This window comes from Streptomyces sp. NPDC007929 (assembly GCF_042959065.1).
Lineage (GTDB): Bacteria > Actinomycetota > Actinomycetes > Streptomycetales > Streptomycetaceae > Streptomyces.
On sequence record NZ_JBIBKD010000005.1, the window covers coordinates 28142 to 44288 of the forward strand.

Genomic DNA, 16147 nt, shown 5'->3' on the forward strand with positions numbered 1-16147 from the left:
ACGGTGGTTGGTTCACCATCCTCGGTGGGACGCCGGCGCGTCCTCGAAACGGGTTCTGGTCCACGGGCCGGGGGAGCGGGTCCCGGGCGGTTCAGCGCACGCCTAGTACGCTGACGGCCACCCCGGCGCCTGCGAGAGTGTGACTGTGACTTCCCTCCGACCCCGCCCCGAGCCAGCAGAGGTCGCCCGTGTGACCTCGACGGCCGCGGAGTTGCTGGAGGTCCTGTGGGGCCGCGCCTCGACCGCGCCGGCCTCCGCGTCCCAGCTGCGGGTGCTGCTCATCCTCGAACACCACGAGGACATCAACCTGCGCACGCTCGCCGACTCGCTGGCCTCCACACCGCCCTCGACCAGTCGGCTGTGCGACCGGCTGCAGGCGGCCGGGTTCGTCGAGCGCGAGGTGAGCGCGGCCGACCGGCGCGAGGTCCGGCTGCACCTCAGCGGCCGGGGCCGGGCCTTCCTGGCCGACCTGCGGACGCGCCGGGAGCAGGCGCTCGGCTCGGTGCTCGACCAGATGCCCGCGGCGAAGCGGGTCGCGCTGCTGCAAGGCCTGGAGGCGTTCTGCGACGCGGCGGCGGCCCAGATACACGACGACTCCGAAGACTCCCGCTCGTCCGGTGCCCGGACTGCCTGACTGACGCGCCGTCCGGCACGGAGTCGTTCCTTCCGGTCTCTTCCCCGCGCACGTTCGGCACGCCTAGGCTGTTGCCCTCCACCTATAGTTGTCAAACGACAACTGTCCGTTCCGTGAGCCCTCAGGTCTCTTCCGCACTCCACCGCCCGCCCTCCCTGCCCGTACCTCGCAATACCGGTCCGGGTACCCCGACACCGCCCCGACCTGCGCCGACTGTGGTCTACATCTCGCCGGGGCATATGCGGGGCATACGCGGGGCGAGCGCGGGTAACGGCGCTGGAGGTGGCCTGTCGGGGGATCGGAGCGGGCCGGAACGAGAGGGAGGGCCCGTGACGGCGACCATGCGCATCGGCACGACGACGGATTCCGCCACCTGCACCGGTGAGGAACTGCCGCAGATCGCCGAACCCCAGAAGCTCGCCCCGCAGGACGCACGCGGGCTGACCGGACAGTTCCTGGACCGGCTCGCCGTGCTTGAGGAGGGCACGCCCGAATACCAGTACGCCCGCAACACGCTCATCGAGATGAACATGTCGCTGGTGCGTTTCGCGGCCCGCCGGTTCCGAACCAGCGGCCAGTCGATGGAGGACATCGTCCAGGTCGGCGTCATCGGGCTGATCAAGGCCATCGACCGGTTCGAGGTCTCCCGCGAGGTGCAGTTCACCAGCTTCGCGGTGCCGTACATCGTCGGCGAGATCAAGCGGTTCTTCCGTGACACGTCCTGGGCGGTGCACGTGCCGCGCCGCCTCCAGGAGGCCCGTACGGAACTCGCCAAGGCCACCGAGGAGCTGGCCTCCCGCCTCGGCCGCGCCCCGAAGGTGGCCGAGCTGGCGGCGCTGATGAACCTGTCGGAGGAGGAGGTCGTCGAGGCGCAGATCGCCGCCAACGGCTATCTGTCGTCCTCCCTCGACGCGACGGTCACCGGCGACCCGGACGAGAGCGAGACCAAGCTGTCGGAGTTCATCGGCGAGGAGGACCCGGCCCTCGAACTCGTCGAGGACTTCCACGCCCTGGCCCCGCTCGTCGCCGAACTCGACGAACGCCAGCGGCTCATCCTGCACCTGCGCTTCGTGGAGGAGCTGACCCAGGCGGAGATCGGCGCCCGGCTCGGCATCTCCCAGATGCACGTCTCCCGGCTCATCTCCCGCACGGTCGCCCGCCTGCGCTCCGGCATGCTGGCCACCGGCTGACCCACCCCGGCGACGACAGGAGCCCCGGTCCGGACACCACCCGGACCGGGGCTCCTGTCGTCGCCGTCCTTCCTCGAACTCGGCCCACTGGGAATAGCTGCAAGGCGGAGGAGGGAGTCGATGCGGAGCATCGGCGAGTGACGACAACGCGGCAGATGCGCGTGCCAGGCCCCGCGTCTGCGGGCTGATCCAAACGACAGGCCCTAGTCCTCGTCCGAGTCACGCATGAGGGCAGTGACGGCGGCTGAGGTGACGGCGGGAGTCAGACCGGGGTGATCGAGCGGGGGCAGGGTCTGGCCCGGCTGCGTCTGTTCGACGAGGGCACGGACGGCCGCGATGCGGGCGTGGGCGGTGATGGGCCTGCCGGTGGCGACCGCGGCGGCCAGCAGGCCGGGAAGGGCGTGCAGGGGCCGGGGGCCGGTGGTGGCCGCGGCGAAGGACGGGGGTGTCTCGGGGCGCGCGTGGAGGACGGGTATGCCGGCCGGAGGGGCGAGCAGGCCGAACAGGTCGACGATCAGGTCCGTGTGCTCGGCGAGTTGGTGGAGGGGCTGGATTCCCTGGGCGAGGGGATCGTAGAGCGTGAGGTCGGTGATGCCCCCGGCGATGAGGAGCCCGCCCAGATCACCGCCGCGGTTGGGGGACACGCAGACCACCCGGGCCTGCCGCACATCGATGTCGTGCCGGCGCAGCGTGGTGTACGCCGCGGCCGCCGTGGCGATGGCCAGCCCGTCGTTGATGGAGTCCAGCAGCAGAACGGGGCTGTCGGTGAGGGCGGCCCGAGCGACATGGACGTGATCGATGCGGGTGTGGATGAGGACGGCTGCGACGACCGCGGGGGCGAGCAGGCGTACGGCGGCGGCCAGATCCCCGGCACTGTCGGCGGCGACGGGCAGAGGCAGGATGTCCAGGCCCGTGGTGCGGCGCAGGTGGACGGCCTGGGACTCCACCGCCGGTAGGGCGGCGGAGGCGGGCAGGTACTCGAAGTCCAGGACCGCGCTCGCGTCGGACACCAGAGCCACCCGGTGGGCCCTGCCGGTGTACCGGTTGACGTGTTCGGGGTGGTCGACCAGGTGCCGGATCACCCGGCGGTCGGCGTCCGCGTCCAGCAGTGCGACGTCGTGGTCGCTGGCGGTCGAGGCGCGGATGCTCTGACTGAGCTTGCCGGTGGAGGCGGTGGCGAACACCAGGTCCTCGCAGAGGAGCAGGTCCGCGCCCAGGCGGTCCCGCAGAGCGCCGGTGAGCCACGCCAGAGTCGAACCGCTGTCGGCGTCCAGCAGCACCCGGTGCGCGCCCGTGGCATCCGGCGGACAGCTCTGGCTGCTGACGGCACCCGGCGCGTCCGCGGCGATCGCCTCCACAGCGGCACGGGCTTGTGCGGGGACGTGGACGCGAATGCTGAAGGCCGGATTGGCGCCGGCAGGCGGTGTGGCGGGCAAGAGGGTCGGCTTTCCGTACGTGAAGCGGCTCGTGACCTCAAGAGTTGCTAATGTTAGCAATTCCTGAGGTCAGCACTGCTGGATCCGGCGGCCTGGTTCCTCGTACTCGGGTTCGATGCCCGCGGTCCAGCGGGCGAGGATGGGCCGCATGTTTGTGACGAGTGGATGGACGCGATGCGCCGGGGGGCGGCCGGTGGGGCCGCGCTGTTGTGCCGGGGAGACGACGGCACGATGAGTACGCCGCTGTACCAACTGAAGGCCGAGTTCTTCAAGACGCTCGGTCATCCGGCACGCATCCGGGTCCTGGAGCTGCTCAGCGAGCGTGAGCACGCGGTCGCGGAGATGCTGCCCGAGGTGGGTATCGAGCCCGCGCACCTGTCCCAGCAGCTCGCCGTACTGCGCAGGGCGAATTTGGTCGTGACCCGCAAGGAGGCCTCGACCGTCTACTACTCGCTGACCAGCCCCCACGTGGCCGAACTGCTGCGCGTGGCGCGCACGATCCTGTCCGGCGTGCTGGCCGGGCAGGCGGAGCTGCTCGCCGACCTGAAGGCCGCACAGGGGGAGGCGAAGCCGCCGTCGTAACGACGGCCCGCGATCCCCGAACGGCCCTTCCCCGAGGCCCGCTACTTGTCGGCGTGCGATCCCAGATAGAACAGCAGCATCACGAACCCCGCGAACAGGTGTGTGCCGGCGATGTAGAAGAAGGCACGCAGCGCGACACCACGCGCCTTCTGGCTCTCCGCGTCCCGGGCCCTACCGCCCTTGGCCTTGCTCACCGCTTCAACTCCCGTCGTCCATGGGGATCCCGAACTGCCCTGCTGCCACGGCACCGTGAATACGGGCGCCGCCCGTCACCGTGCCGCCTCCGCTCCGCGCAATTCGGCGAGCAGATCCTGACGCCCCGCCAGCAGCACGGACAGGATCCGCCGGGCGGCGGCCAGCAGCTCCGCCACATCGCCGCCGGCCAGCTCGTACGTCACCGTCGACCCGGTCCGCGTCGCGGTCACGATCCCGGACCGGCGCAACACGGCCAGCTGCTGCGACAGGTTGGACGGCTCGACCTCGATGGCCGCCAGCAGATCGCGCACCGGCATCGGCCCGTCCTGCAGCAACTCCAGCACTCGGATACGGACCGGGTGCCCGAGCATCCGGAAGAACTCGGCCTTCGCTTCATACAGCGGAACCGGCATGGCGCCCTCTCCCCGACGGCCGCACCCCACGGCAACTAGTGAATTGAAGAACTCTTCAAGAGTACGGGACAGCGCATCCGCTCACGCAGTGGCCCGGAAACGAAGCAGCGCCCGACCCGACCGAAGCCGACTCAGGCGCTGCGTAGCAGGTCAGAGGGCATTTGCCTCCCCCGCCACCGGTAGGCCCTGTGGGACTCGAACCCACAACCAATGGATTAAAAGTCCACTGCTCTGCCAATTGAGCTAAGGGCCCGGGTGATGTTGCCCCCACGAGCATAGCCGGACGATGCCGAGTCTCCGATCGGGTATCGGGGTCCCGGCCCCGCCAAAGGGACGAACTGGGCCGATAAGGGTCGCGGAGTTGCCGGTTCGGGCGTGTCCGCGTGGGTTCCTCGGAGCCCGCCGCGACGACAGAGCGCCGTGGCCCGCCCGTTGGGACGGGGTCACGGCGCTCGTCATGCGCTGATGTCAGCCGTTGCGCTTCCAGCGCGGCTTGTCGTCACGGCGCTGGAACGAACCGCCGCCGCGGTGGTCGTCACGACGGCCGGAGGGGCGGTCGTGACCGGAGGAACGGAAGCCGGGACGGTCGCCCTGGCGGTCACGGTTGAAGGGGCGGTCGCTGCCCCGGTGCCCACCGCGCTCGTCACGACGCTCGAAGGAGCGGCCCGGACGGTCGTCGCGGCGGAAGCCACCACCGCGGTTGTCGTCGCGACGCTCGAAGCCACGGCCACCACGGTCGTCACGACGCTCGAAGGAACGCCCACCACGGTCGTCACGACGGTCGTCGCGGCGGAAACCGCCACCACGGTTGTCGTCCCGACGCTCGAAGCCACGGCCACCACGGTCGTCACGACGCTCGAACGAACGCCCACCACGGTCGTCACGACGGTCATCGCGGCGGAAACCACCACCACGGTTGTCGTCCCGACGCTCGAAACCACGGCCACCACGGTCGTCACGACGCTCGAACGAACGCCCGCCACGGTCGTCACGACGGTCGTCGCGGCGGAAACCACCACCGCGGTTGTCGTCCCGACGCTCGTACGAACGGCCGCCACGGTCGTCCCGGTCCGCCCGGTCGACATCCTGCGCCGCCGGCTGCTCGGGCACGGACACCTCGGCCGCCGCTGCCGCCACCGCGGCCTGGGCCTCGGCCACCGCCGCCTCGGGGTCCTCACCCTGCTCACGGGCGATCCGGGCGATCAGACGGTCGGCCTCATCGCGCAGCTCGTTGGCACGGCGCTGCGCCCGCTCCAGCTCCTTGGTGAGCTGGGCGACCTCACGCTCGGCCTGCTGCGCGGCGTTGCCCACGGACTCGGCCTGGACCTCGGTCATCGACCGGGCGCCGGTGATCTCGGCGACCTCCGGGTCGAAGGCGCCGGCGCCCTGGATGATGTGGCGCGAGGCGTCGACGCCCGCGTCCTCCATCAGCCGGAAGATCTGACGGCGCTGGTGCGGCAGGGACAGCGAGACGACGGTGCCGGAGCGGCCCGCACGCGCGGTACGGCCGGACCGGTGCAGGTAGTCCTTGTGGTCCCCGGCCGGGTCCACGTTCAGCACCAGGTCGATGCCGTCGACGTGGATGCCGCGGGCGGCGACGTCGGTCGCGACGAGCGCGTTGACGTAGCCCTTCTTGAAGTCCTCCAGCACGCGGGTGCGCGCACCCTGCGTCATGCCGCCGTGCAGCGCGTCGGCCTTCACACCGGCGTCGCACAGCTGCTCGGCGATGCGGTCGGCGCCCAGCTGGGTGCGGACGAAGATGATCGTGCGGCCCTTACGGGAGGCGATCGCGGCGGTGACCGGCGCCTTGTCCTTGGGCTTCACGATGAGGATGTGGTGCGACATGGTCGTGACGTTGCCCTGGGCGCTGTCGACCTCGTGCGTGACCGGGTTGCTCAGGTAGCGCTTGACCAGGGTGGAGATCTCGTTCTCCATCGTGGCCGAGAACAGCATGCGCTGGCCGCCGGCCGGGACCTGGTCGAGCAGCTCGGTGACCTCGGGCAGGAAGCCCAGGTCGGACATCTGGTCGGCCTCGTCGAGGACGGCGACCTCGACGTTCTCCAGGGAGCAGGCGCCGCGGTTGATGATGTCGCGCAGCCGGCCCGGGGTGGCGACGAGGATGTCGACGCCACGCTCCAGGGCGTAGATCTGGTTGCCCATCGACGTACCGCCGCAGACGACCTTCATCTTGAGGCCGACGACGTCGCCGTAGGGCTGGAGCGCGTCCGCGACCTGCATCGCGAGCTCGCGGGTCGGGGTGAGAATGACCGCGCGCGGCTTGTGCTTCTCGGTGCGGCCGCCGGCGAGACGCGCCAGGGTCGGCAGACCGAACGACAGGGTCTTGCCGGAGCCGGTGCGGCCACGGCCGAGGATGTCCTTGCCGGCCAGGGCGTCCGGGATGGTCGCGGCCTGGATCGGGAAGGGGGTGGTCACGCCGTTCTGCGCGAGCTTGCGCACGACGCCTTCGGGGAGACCGAGGTCCGCGAAGGTGACCTCGGGGGCGTCCTCGGCTGCCTCGTTCTCGGGCACGACGACGTGATCAGTACTGGCGATGGACATGCGAATGCGAAACCTTCCGGAGTCTCAGTCGGCACGCGCCCGTCAACTCCGTGATTCGCGATTCGCAATACGACCGCCTCAATGCGGTCCACCACGGCAAGGGAGAGTACGCGCCACACGGCGCGCTCTGTAGTGGCGCCGGGCAAGATGGGATCAAACGATCTGCCACCATACGCACTCCGGGCCCCTCAAGGCAAACCGGACCGTCCAGGCGACAGCGGCCACCCCCCGACAACCGGACGGCGACCCACCCCCCTCAACCACCCCCCACCGGAAGTTGTTCCCGCCCCCGAAAAAAACTTCGAGCCCCGCCGCCCGTCACGCACACCCCCACCAGCCCTACGCCGGTGCCCCCGCCTCCGGGGCCGGTTCGCGTTGGGCGAGCTGCGTTCCGGGGGGCTCGTGGGCCGATGACGACGGTTCCGGGGTCGGCTCCGGGGACGTCGTCGGTTCCGGCGGCGTCGGGGTGGGCTCCGGTTCCGCCGTACGGGTGGGTGTCGGCGGGGCCGGCGGCTTCGGTGTGGGGCGCGACGGCTTCCCCGGCTTGTCACGCCCCGGCACGGTCGGACTCGCGTCGGCGCTCGGCGACGCCTCGGGGGAGGCCGACTCCCCCGCCCGGCCGCCCTTGTCCTTCTTCTCCTTGCCGCCCTTGCCGCGCTCCCGCTCACCACCGGCCCCGGCCGCGCCGAACCCCGTACCGCCGCCCGACACCGCGGGCCCGCCGTCGGGCGCCTCGCCACCCCGCTGCCCGGCGGAGTGCGACGGCTTGGCGCTCCCGCCCGTGTCGTCGCCGACACTCATGCAGCCGGCGGCAGCGGCGACCGCCACAACCGTGGCGGCCAGTCGGACGGGTACGTACAAGGGGCGCACGGGGCCACCTCCGGAACGGGTGAAGGAGTCAACACCTCCAACTCCCGCCGCCCACAAGAGGACACGCGCCCCGTATTCACAACCCGGTCAGCCGTAACCCAGGGCGTGAAGGCGCTCGTCGTCGATGCCGAAGTGGTGGGCGATCTCGTGCACGACGGTGATCTCCGTCTCCGCGACGACGTCCTCCCGCGACTCGCACATCCGCAACGTCGGATTCCGGTAGACGGTGATCCGGTCGGGCAGCACCCCGGCGTACCACTCACCCCGATCGGTCAGCGGAGTCCCCTCGTACAGCCCGAGCAGCTCGGGATCGTCCGAGGGCGGCTCGTCCTCCACGAACACCGCGACGTTGTCCATCAGTCGCGTCAACTCCGGCGGAATCCGGTCGAGCGCCTCGGCGACCAGCTCCTCGAACTCCTCACGCGTCATCTCCAGCACAGGCCCATTGTCGGCCACGCCCCCGCCGATCGAGAGCCGTACGGCGCCGCATATCCGGTCCCGGACTTGGGCATACGGGATCAATGGCCCGCGTCCCCGCCGGAGTCCTGAAGGTGATGAACCCGATCCGCACCGCCCCACGCGCCCTGGCCCGTCGCTATCGCTCCCGCCAGGCACCCGCCACGATCGAGCTCGTGGCACAGCCGCACCCGTGGACCCGCGCCGTGGGACTCGTCGCGGTGGTCGTCCTCGGCGCCTGGCTGGGACTGCTGGTCGTGGGCGACGTCCGGGTCCCGGTCGGCCCCATGAACACCACCATGACCCTGCGCCCCTCCTTCACCGGCGGCACGAAGATCAACATCTCGCCGCTGGGCGCCCTCCAGCTGGACAGCCACATCGCCCCCGTACGCCTGGACGTCAACGTCGACCAGCTCGACCCCGAGCGCTCCCAGGCCCTCGTCGACCACCCCGAACGCCTCTCCGGCCTCCAGGACGAGGTCACCGAGGACGTCGGCCGCGGCACCCTCGACCTGGCCGTCCGCTCCGGCGTCGCCGTCGTCTCCGGGGCCACCGCCCTCGGCCTCGCCGTCTACCGCCGCCCGCGCCGCGCCCTGGCCGCCGGCGGCCTCGCCCTCGCCCTCCTCGCGGCCTCGGGCGGCACCGCGTACGCCACCTGGCGCCCCGACTCCGTCCTGGAGCCGAAGTTCTCCGGCCTGCTCACCTCGGCCCCCTCCCTGGTGGGCAACGCGCGCAGCATCGTCACGGAATTCGACGTCTACCAGAAGGAGTTGGCCCGCCTGGTCACCAATGTCACCAAGCTCTACGACGCCACCTCGACGCTCCCCGCCTACGCGCCCGACCCCTCCACGATCCGGGTCCTGCACGTCTCCGACATCCATCTCAACCCGGCGAGCTGGAAGATCATCGCCTCGCTCGTGGAGCAGTACAAGGTCGACGTGATCGTGGACTCCGGCGACACCATGGACCACGGCACGGCCGCCGAGAACGGCTTCCTGGACCCCGTCGAGGACCTCGGGGCCCCCTACGTCTGGGTCCGCGGCAACCACGACTCGCTGATCACCCAGCGCTACATGGAGGGCCTGAAGAACGTCCACGTCCTGGACGACGGCAAGGCGCAGACGATCAAGGGCCTGCGTTTCGCGGGCATCGGCGACCCCCAGTTCACCCCCGACCGCACGCGGCAGACCGGCGCCGAGCAGTCCCAGGAGCTGGCAGGCGCCCGCCTGGCCACGGCCCTGCGCGACCAGAGCGCCGCGGGCACCCCCGTGGACATCGCCGTCGCCCATGAGCCCTCCGCCGCCCGGGAGGTCGACGGCGAGGTCCCCCTCGTCCTGGCCGGGCACCTCCACCACGACGAGATGGAGGAACTGCCCTACGGCACCCGGCTGCGCATCGAGGGCTCCACCGGCGGCAGCGGCCTGCGCGCCATCGAGGGCAAGCACCCCGACCCCATCGAGGCGTCGATCCTCTACTTCGACCGCGACACCCGCCATCTCCAGGCCTGGGACGAGATCGAACTGGGCGGCCTCGGCCTCACGACGGCGGAGGTCAGCCGACACCTCCCGAAGGAGAACCAGCCCGGCGCGAGCCGGTCCCCCGGCACCCCCTCCGAGAGCACTTCCCCGTCCGCCTCCTAAACCGTTTTGGCGATAGCTCCCGCCATCCCATATGCTTCTCACGTCCCCGACGCGCTGCGAAGCGCACAGGCGGGCCGATAGCCCTCATCGTCTAGCGGCCTAGGACGCCGCCCTTTCAAGGCGGTAGCACGGGTTCGAATCCCGTTGGGGGCACGCACCACCCTGTGCGACACTGTCGTACGAAGCTTGGTCCTGTGGAGCAGTTTGGAGTGCTCGCCACCCTGTCAAGGTGGAGGCCGCGGGTTCAAATCCCGTCAGGACCGCTGAGGTTTCACGTGAAACCTCGTGGCTGGGTAGCTCAGTTGGTACGAGCGATCGCCTGAAAAGCGATAGGTCGCCGGTTCGACCCCGGCCCCAGCCACAACCGCCCTCACTAGGGCCAGAGCCCCTCTCCTCACGGAGAGGGGCTCTTTCGTGCTCGTGCTTCCCCACCCGGCCCCATGCTTCCCCCGCCGCGCCCCACCCCCGGGACAAAAGCGTTAGCCACCAAATTCGCCGGGATGAGATCCTGGATCGCGTATGTCTACGCACCCTGCCCCCGCCCTCGGCGCCCTCGCCCCCCGCCTGACCGAGCTGTCCCTGCGCGACGCGCACCGGCTCGGGCGCAGGCTCGAAGGTGCGCGCAAGATCCGTAAGCCGGAGGCGCGGGCCGCCGTGCTCGCCGAGATCGAGGCGGAGGTCGGCAGGGCCGAGGAGCGGATGGCCGCCCGGCGCTCCCTCGTGCCCGAGGTCACATACCCCGAGCAGCTGCCGGTCAGCCAGAAGAAGGACGAGATCGCCGACGCCATCCGCGACCACCAGGTCGTGATCGTCGCCGGCGAGACCGGCTCCGGCAAGACGACGCAGATCCCCAAGATCTGTCTGGAGCTGGGGCGCGGCGTACGCGGCATGATCGGGCACACCCAGCCCCGCAGGATCGCCGCCCGCACGGTCGCCGAGCGCGTCGCCGAGGAACTGGACACACCGCTCGGCGAGGCCGTCGGCTGGAAGGTCCGCTTCACCGACCAGGTCAACCAGGACAGCACCTTCGTCAAGCTCATGACGGACGGCATCCTGCTCGCCGAGATCCAGACCGACCGTGAGCTGCGCGCCTACGACACGATCATCATCGACGAGGCCCACGAGCGGTCCCTCAACATCGACTTCCTGCTGGGCTACCTCGCCCAGCTGCTGCCGAAGCGTCCGGACCTCAAGGTCGTCATCACCTCGGCCACGATCGACCCCGAGCGCTTCTCGCGGCATTTCGGTGACGCCCCGATCGTCGAGGTCAGCGGCCGTACGTACCCCGTGGAGGTCCGCTATCGGCCGCTGCTGGAGGAGGACGGCGACGACGCCGACCGCGACCAGATCACCGCGATCACCGACGCCGTGGAGGAGCTCCAGAGGGAAGGCAAGGGCGACATCCTCGTCTTCCTCTCCGGAGAGCGGGAGATCAGGGACACCGCGGACGCGCTCACCAAGAAGAACTACCGCTTCACGGAGATCCTGCCGCTCTACGCCCGGCTCTCCCATGCCGAGCAGCACCGGGTCTTCCAGCCGCACACCGGCCGCAGGATCGTGCTGGCCACGAACGTTGCCGAGACCTCGCTGACGGTCCCCGGCATCAAGTACGTCATCGACCCGGGCTTCGCGCGGATCTCCCGCTACAGCCACCGCACCAAGGTCCAGCGGCTGCCCATCGAGCCGGTCTCGCAGGCCAGCGCCAACCAGCGCAAGGGCCGCTGCGGCCGTACGTCGGACGGCGTCTGCATCCGGCTGTACAGCGAGGACGACTTCGAGGCCCGGCCGGAGTTCACGGACGCCGAGATCCTGCGGACGAACCTCGCCTCCGTCATCCTGCAGATGACCGCGGCCGGTCTCGGTGACATCGAGAAGTTCCCCTTCATCGACCCGCCGGACCACCGCAACATCCGCGACGGCGTGCAGCTGCTCCAGGAGCTGAACGCGCTCGACCCGGCGCAGAAGGACCACCGCAAACGGCTCACGGACACCGGCCGCAAGCTGGCCCAGCTGCCCGTCGACCCCCGGCTGGCCCGGATGGTCCTGGAGGCGGACAAGAACGGCTGTGTACGCGAGGTCATGGTCATAGCCGCCGCGCTGTCCATCCAGGATCCGCGCGAACGCCCCGCCGACAAACAGGCCCAGGCCGACCAGCAGCACGCCCGTTTCAAGGACGAGACCAGCGACTTCCTCGCGTATCTCAACCTCTGGCGCTATCTCCGCGAGCAGCAGAAGGAGCGGGGCTCGTCCTCGTTCCGCCGGATGTGCAAGCAGGAGTACCTCAACTTCCTTCGCATCCGTGAATGGCAGGACATTTATACGCAGTTGCGTACGGTCGCGAAGCAGATGGGCATCCACCTCAACGAGGAGGACGCCCCGGACGACCGCATCCATCTCTCCCTCCTGGCCGGCCTGCTGTCGCACATCGGCATGAAGGACGTCAAGGAAGGCGCCAAGAACGAGTACCTGGGGGCGCGCAACGCGAAGTTCGCGATCTTCCCCGGTTCGGCCCTCTTCAAGAAGCCCCCGCGCTTCGTGATGTCGGCCGAGCTCGTCGAGACCTCCCGTCTGTGGGCCCGCGTCAACGCGAAGATCGAGCCCGAGTGGGTCGAGCCCCTCGCCGCGCACCTCCTCAAGCGCACGTACAGCGAGCCGCACTGGGAGAAGGACCAGGCCGCGGTGATGGCGTACGAGAAGGTCACGCTCTACGGCGTGCCGATCGTGGCGCAGCGGAAGGTCAACTACGGGCGGATCGACCCGGAGATCAGCCGCGAACTGTTCATCCGGAACGCGCTGGTCGAGGGCGACTGGCGCACGCACCACAAGTTCTTTTCGGACAACCGCCGCCTCCTCACCGAGGTCGAGGAGCTGGAGCACCGGGCCCGGCGCCGGGACATCCTGGTCGACGACGAGACGCTGTACGACTTCTACGACCAGCGGATCCCCGAACACGTCGTCTCCGGCGCCCACTTCGACTCCTGGTGGAAGCACAAGCGGCATGAGCGGCCCGACTTCCTCGACTTCGAGCGCGAGATGCTCATCAACGAGAAGGCGGGTGAGGTCAGCAAGGCCGACTACCCGGACTCGTGGCGGCAGGGGAATCTCAAGTTCCGGGTGACGTACCAGTTCGAGCCGGGCGCGGACGCCGACGGCGTGACCGTGCACGTCCCGCTCCAGGTCCTCAACCAGGTCACCGACGAGGGCTTCGACTGGCAGATCCCGGGGCTGCGCGAGGAGCTGGTGACGGAGCTGATCCGCTCCCTGCCCAAGCCGATCCGGCGCAACTACGTCCCCGCGCCGAACTTCGCCAGGGCGTTCCTGGACCGGGCCGTCCCCCTCCAGGAACCGCTGACCGCGACCATGACGCGCGAGCTGAGACTGATGGTCGGGGTGCCCTTCGAGGCGGACGACTTCGACCTGTCCAAGGTCCCCGACCACCTGAAGATCACGTTCCGGATCGTCGACGAACGGCGCCGCAAGCTGGCCGAGGACAAGGACCTGGAGGCGCTGAAGCTCAAGCTGCGCCCGAAGGCCCGCAAGGCCCTCTCCCAGGCGGCCGCGGCGACCGCCGAGCGCTCCGGCGGGGAGTCCCTGGAGCGCTCGGGCCTGACCGACTGGACGATCGGCGCGCTCACCCGCGTCTTCGAGACCCGCCGGGCCGGTCAGCCGGTGAAGGCGTACCCGGCCCTGGTCGACGACGGCGACACGGTCTCCGTGCGGCTCTTCGACACGGAGGCGGAGCAGGCGCGGGCCATGTGGAAGGGCACGCGACGGCTGATCCTGCGCAACATCCCGGTAAACCCGGCCAAGTTCGCCTCGCAGAAGCTGACGAACGCCCAGAAGCTGGCGCTGTCCGCGAATCCGCACGGCTCCATCCAGGGGCTGTTCGACGACTGCGCGATGGCCGCCGCGGACAAGCTGATCGGCGACTTCGGCGGACCGGCGTGGGACGAGGAGTCGTACCGCAAGCTGTACGACAAGGTGCGCGCCGAGATCGTCGACACGACCGTCCGCACGGTGGGGCAGGTGCAGCAGGTCCTCGCCGCCTGGCAGGCCTGTGAGCGCCGCCTGAAGGCCGTGCGCAGCGCCGCGCTGCTGCCGAACCTCCAGGACGTGCGGGCGCAGCTGGACGCCCTCGTGAAGCCGGGCTTCGTGACGGAGGCGGGGCTGCGGCGCATGCCGGACCTGATGCGCTACCTGGTGGCGGCCGACCGGCGTCTGCAGCAGATGCCGACGAACGTCCAGCGGGACACGACGCGGATGCAGAAGGTCCACGAGATGCAGGACGAGTACGCCTGGCTCCTGGAGCAGCTGCCGCAGGGCCGGCCGGTGCCGTCGTCGGTCCTGGACATCCGCTGGATGATCGAGGAGCTGCGGGTCAGCTACTTCGCCCACGCGCTGGGCACGGCGTACCCCGTCTCCGACAAGCGGATCGTGAAGGCGATCGACGCGGCAGCGCCGTAACGGCACCCGCACGCAGGGTGAGTTCGACCAGGACCCCACCCTCCTGTACAGTCTCTTTTCGCAGCGCACCGCACGGATCGCACTGCGAAACCTGGTCCTGTGGAGCAGTTTGGAGTGCTCGCCACCCTGTCAAGGTGGAGGCCGCGGGTTCAAATCCCGTCAGGACCGCAGCGAAAGAGCCCGGATCTTCGGATCCGGGCTCTTTGCCGTCCGCCCCGCCCCAAGCCCGCATCTACGGATCCAGGCTTCTTGCCGCCTATGCCCCCCACGAACAACCAGAGGCCGCGCCCGCGGCGAAGCCGCGATCAGGCGCCGGCGCCCAAGTCCGCCTCTAGAGAGCCGGGCTCTTGCGCGCATGCCCTGACCTCCCCGTGAGCCCCCGCGGCCCCCACACGCCGTCTTGACGGGTTCTCAATCCGTCGGTACCCCAGAACCAGGGCCGTTCCCCGTGCGGCCTTCAGGAGGTGGCGTATGGCGGCAGCGACCAGGCACGAGACGCGGGCCCTGCTCCGCGCGCACCTGTCGGCCGCGTCGTCGTACCGGCACCTCACACGTCACTGCCCGATCTGCCATCACCTGCTGAGGCTGGCGATGGAGTCGGGACCGGGTGCGCCTCAGGTCGTGGCGCCGGCGCGGGAGGACGAGAGCCCGGCGTCCGCATGATCCACGAGCGGCCTCAACACCCCTCAGCACAGGGGCCGCTGGAGCCGGAGGCTTCTCTACCGCACCCGTGGCGGAGCTAACAAGCCGCTTGGTATGTGACGGGTGTCACCGCATGAGTTTTGGAAAGTGCGGTACTTACACCCTGCCTACAAAGGGTCAATTTAATATGTGCAATTGCACCCGGCCCGGGGTGCCGCACACAGCTCATCCGACGCCCCTCCCCAGGCTCGGACAAGCCCGCACACAGCCGGCGCCCCAGACCCGTCCAGGCGCACAAAAAAGATCGCGCTGGACCCGGCGGAGTCCAGCGCGATCGACGACGCACCCTGTTGTATGCCTGGAAAGCTCTGACTGGCTTGGGCGTGGGGCCTGTTGGGGCAGGAACCCGCGTCGCTTGGAGCTGTGGTTCCGGACGTCGCGGCCAGTTGGGGGACCAGCCGGTTTGCCCGGTTATTCAGTTGTTCAGGCCTCGCTGCGCTGCTGCGGGATGCCCGCGAGCAGAGCGCGGACCTCGGCCTCGCGGTAGCGCCGATGCCCGCCGAGCGTGCGGATCGACGTGAGCTTGCCGGCCTTCGCCCACCGCGTGACCGTCTTCGGGTCCACACGGAACATGGTGGCGACCTCAGCCGGGGTCAGCAGCGGCTCGGCATCAGGGGTGCGAGCGGTCATGAGCGGCCTCCTCGGGAGAACCGAACCTTCTCGGTTCTTTCCTCTAAATTCTGCACCTTGACCCGCGTTGCCCGAAATGGCGGACGCGAGTCGAGTCGGTTATAGGACGAACGGCTTGTCCTCGGCACTACAACTACACCATCTGTCCAGCCGCGTCGGCCAAACCGATGGAATTGCCCCTCCAGGTGTTCATCAGCGACGGAAGCCGATGGACCATGCCATAGCGGACAGTCACACCGCTGTGACGATCAGTCACAGGGTGATCAGGAAGTCACCAGGCCCCCCAAAGCGTGCAATGCTGAGATTCCGCCCATAGTGCAGCACTACAGGACGGAAGGAGTCCTCCCCGGACTCCTTGTCCTATTTTGGCATGAGG

13 protein-coding genes and 5 tRNA genes are annotated in these 16147 nt (G+C 69.6%); 10 read left to right on the plus strand and 8 right to left on the minus strand.

What is annotated here, in order from left to right:
* The first annotated feature begins 139 nt into the window (after positions 1 to 139).
* The gene (locus ACFZDE_RS17500) at positions 140 to 634 is read left to right on the plus strand and encodes a MarR family transcriptional regulator (protein WP_390998074.1); all 495 of its coding nucleotides are present in this window, start codon (positions 140 to 142) and stop codon (positions 632 to 634) included.
* Between the two features lie 341 nt (positions 635 to 975).
* Positions 976 to 1824, plus strand: coding sequence for a SigB/SigF/SigG family RNA polymerase sigma factor (locus tag ACFZDE_RS17505; protein WP_391201333.1), 849 nt, complete (start codon positions 976 to 978; stop codon positions 1822 to 1824).
* A gap of 203 nt (positions 1825 to 2027) precedes the next feature.
* Here ACFZDE_RS17505 and ACFZDE_RS17510 read toward each other — a convergent pair whose 3' ends face one another.
* Positions 2028 to 3260, minus strand: coding sequence for a malic enzyme-like protein (locus ACFZDE_RS17510; protein ID WP_391200544.1), 1233 nt, complete (start codon positions 3258 to 3260; stop codon positions 2028 to 2030).
* Between the two features lie 231 nt (positions 3261 to 3491).
* On the opposite strand from ACFZDE_RS17510, the gene ACFZDE_RS17515 reads away from it, so the two are divergent.
* Entirely contained in the window at positions 3492 to 3842 is a 351-nt protein-coding gene (locus ACFZDE_RS17515) for a metalloregulator ArsR/SmtB family transcription factor (protein WP_390998079.1), read from the plus strand.
* A 41-nt stretch (positions 3843 to 3883) separates the two neighbouring features.
* On the opposite strand, the gene ACFZDE_RS17520 is transcribed toward ACFZDE_RS17515, so the two are convergent.
* From ACFZDE_RS17520 to ACFZDE_RS17545, 6 genes are all read right to left on the minus strand, one after another.
* Positions 3884 to 4036, minus strand: coding sequence for a DUF6126 family protein (locus tag ACFZDE_RS17520; RefSeq protein ID WP_391200547.1), 153 nt, complete (start codon positions 4034 to 4036; stop codon positions 3884 to 3886).
* A gap of 75 nt (positions 4037 to 4111) precedes the next feature.
* Positions 4112 to 4450: a metalloregulator ArsR/SmtB family transcription factor gene (locus tag ACFZDE_RS17525; protein ID WP_390998085.1), complete on the minus strand. Its 339-nt coding sequence runs from the start codon at positions 4448 to 4450 to the stop codon at positions 4112 to 4114.
* Positions 4451 to 4630: 180 nt separating this feature from the next.
* Positions 4631 to 4703, minus strand: a tRNA-Lys gene (locus ACFZDE_RS17530).
* A 215-nt stretch (positions 4704 to 4918) separates the two neighbouring features.
* Positions 4919 to 7009, minus strand: coding sequence for a DEAD/DEAH box helicase (locus tag ACFZDE_RS17535; RefSeq protein ID WP_391200549.1), 2091 nt, complete (start codon positions 7007 to 7009; stop codon positions 4919 to 4921).
* Between the two features lie 339 nt (positions 7010 to 7348).
* Positions 7349 to 7879, minus strand: coding sequence for a hypothetical protein (locus ACFZDE_RS17540; RefSeq protein WP_391200550.1), 531 nt, complete (start codon positions 7877 to 7879; stop codon positions 7349 to 7351).
* A gap of 87 nt (positions 7880 to 7966) precedes the next feature.
* Positions 7967 to 8317, minus strand: a complete 351-nt coding sequence (locus ACFZDE_RS17545; RefSeq protein ID WP_390998094.1) for a metallopeptidase family protein — start codon at positions 8315 to 8317, stop codon at positions 7967 to 7969.
* Between the two features lie 83 nt (positions 8318 to 8400).
* On the opposite strand from ACFZDE_RS17545, the gene ACFZDE_RS17550 reads away from it, so the two are divergent.
* The 7 genes from ACFZDE_RS17550 to ACFZDE_RS17580 all read left to right on the plus strand — a co-directional run bounded on the left by ACFZDE_RS17550 (position 8401) and on the right by ACFZDE_RS17580 (position 15102).
* The gene (locus tag ACFZDE_RS17550) at positions 8401 to 9975 is read left to right on the plus strand and encodes a metallophosphoesterase (RefSeq protein WP_391200552.1); all 1575 of its coding nucleotides are present in this window, start codon (positions 8401 to 8403) and stop codon (positions 9973 to 9975) included.
* A gap of 80 nt (positions 9976 to 10055) precedes the next feature.
* Positions 10056 to 10128, plus strand: a tRNA-Glu gene (locus tag ACFZDE_RS17555).
* 35 nt (positions 10129 to 10163) lie between these two features.
* Positions 10164 to 10238: transfer RNA gene (locus ACFZDE_RS17560), tRNA-Asp, on the plus strand.
* Between the two features lie 24 nt (positions 10239 to 10262).
* A tRNA-Phe gene (locus ACFZDE_RS17565) sits at positions 10263 to 10336 on the plus strand.
* Between the two features lie 158 nt (positions 10337 to 10494).
* Entirely contained in the window at positions 10495 to 14439 is a 3945-nt protein-coding gene (gene hrpA, locus ACFZDE_RS17570; RefSeq protein WP_391200554.1) for an ATP-dependent RNA helicase HrpA, read from the plus strand.
* Between the two features lie 93 nt (positions 14440 to 14532).
* A tRNA-Asp gene (locus ACFZDE_RS17575) sits at positions 14533 to 14607 on the plus strand.
* Positions 14608 to 14910: 303 nt separating this feature from the next.
* The gene (locus ACFZDE_RS17580) at positions 14911 to 15102 is read left to right on the plus strand and encodes a DUF6274 family protein (RefSeq protein WP_390998102.1); all 192 of its coding nucleotides are present in this window, start codon (positions 14911 to 14913) and stop codon (positions 15100 to 15102) included.
* Between the two features lie 462 nt (positions 15103 to 15564).
* Here ACFZDE_RS17580 and bldC read toward each other — a convergent pair whose 3' ends face one another.
* A complete protein-coding gene (gene bldC, locus ACFZDE_RS17585; RefSeq protein ID WP_003949541.1) occupies positions 15565 to 15771 on the minus strand; it encodes a developmental transcriptional regulator BldC in 207 nt (68 codons plus the stop codon).
* Between the last annotated feature and the right edge of the window lie 376 nt (positions 15772 to 16147).

Bases quoted from the DNA above. Each gene is read 5' to 3' on its own strand.
- ACFZDE_RS17505 (WP_391201333.1), top strand. From the start codon at position 976: ATGCGCATCGGCACGACGACGGATTCCGCCACCTGCACCGGTGAGGAA.
- ACFZDE_RS17515 (WP_390998079.1), top strand. From the start codon at position 3,492: ATGAGTACGCCGCTGTACCAACTGAAGGCCGAGTTCTTCAAGACGCTC.
- ACFZDE_RS17525 (WP_390998085.1), bottom strand. From the start codon at position 4,450: ATGCCGGTTCCGCTGTATGAAGCGAAGGCCGAGTTCTTCCGGATGCTC.
- ACFZDE_RS17535 (WP_391200549.1), bottom strand. From the start codon at position 7,009: ATGTCCATCGCCAGTACTGATCACGTCGTCGTGCCCGAGAACGAGGCA.
- ACFZDE_RS17550 (WP_391200552.1), top strand. From the start codon at position 8,401: ATGGCCCGCGTCCCCGCCGGAGTCCTGAAGGTGATGAACCCGATCCGC.
- hrpA (WP_391200554.1), top strand. From the start codon at position 10,495: ATGTCTACGCACCCTGCCCCCGCCCTCGGCGCCCTCGCCCCCCGCCTG.
- ACFZDE_RS17580 (WP_390998102.1), top strand. From the start codon at position 14,911: ATGGCGGCAGCGACCAGGCACGAGACGCGGGCCCTGCTCCGCGCGCAC.
- bldC (WP_003949541.1), bottom strand. From the start codon at position 15,771: ATGACCGCTCGCACCCCTGATGCCGAGCCGCTGCTGACCCCGGCTGAG.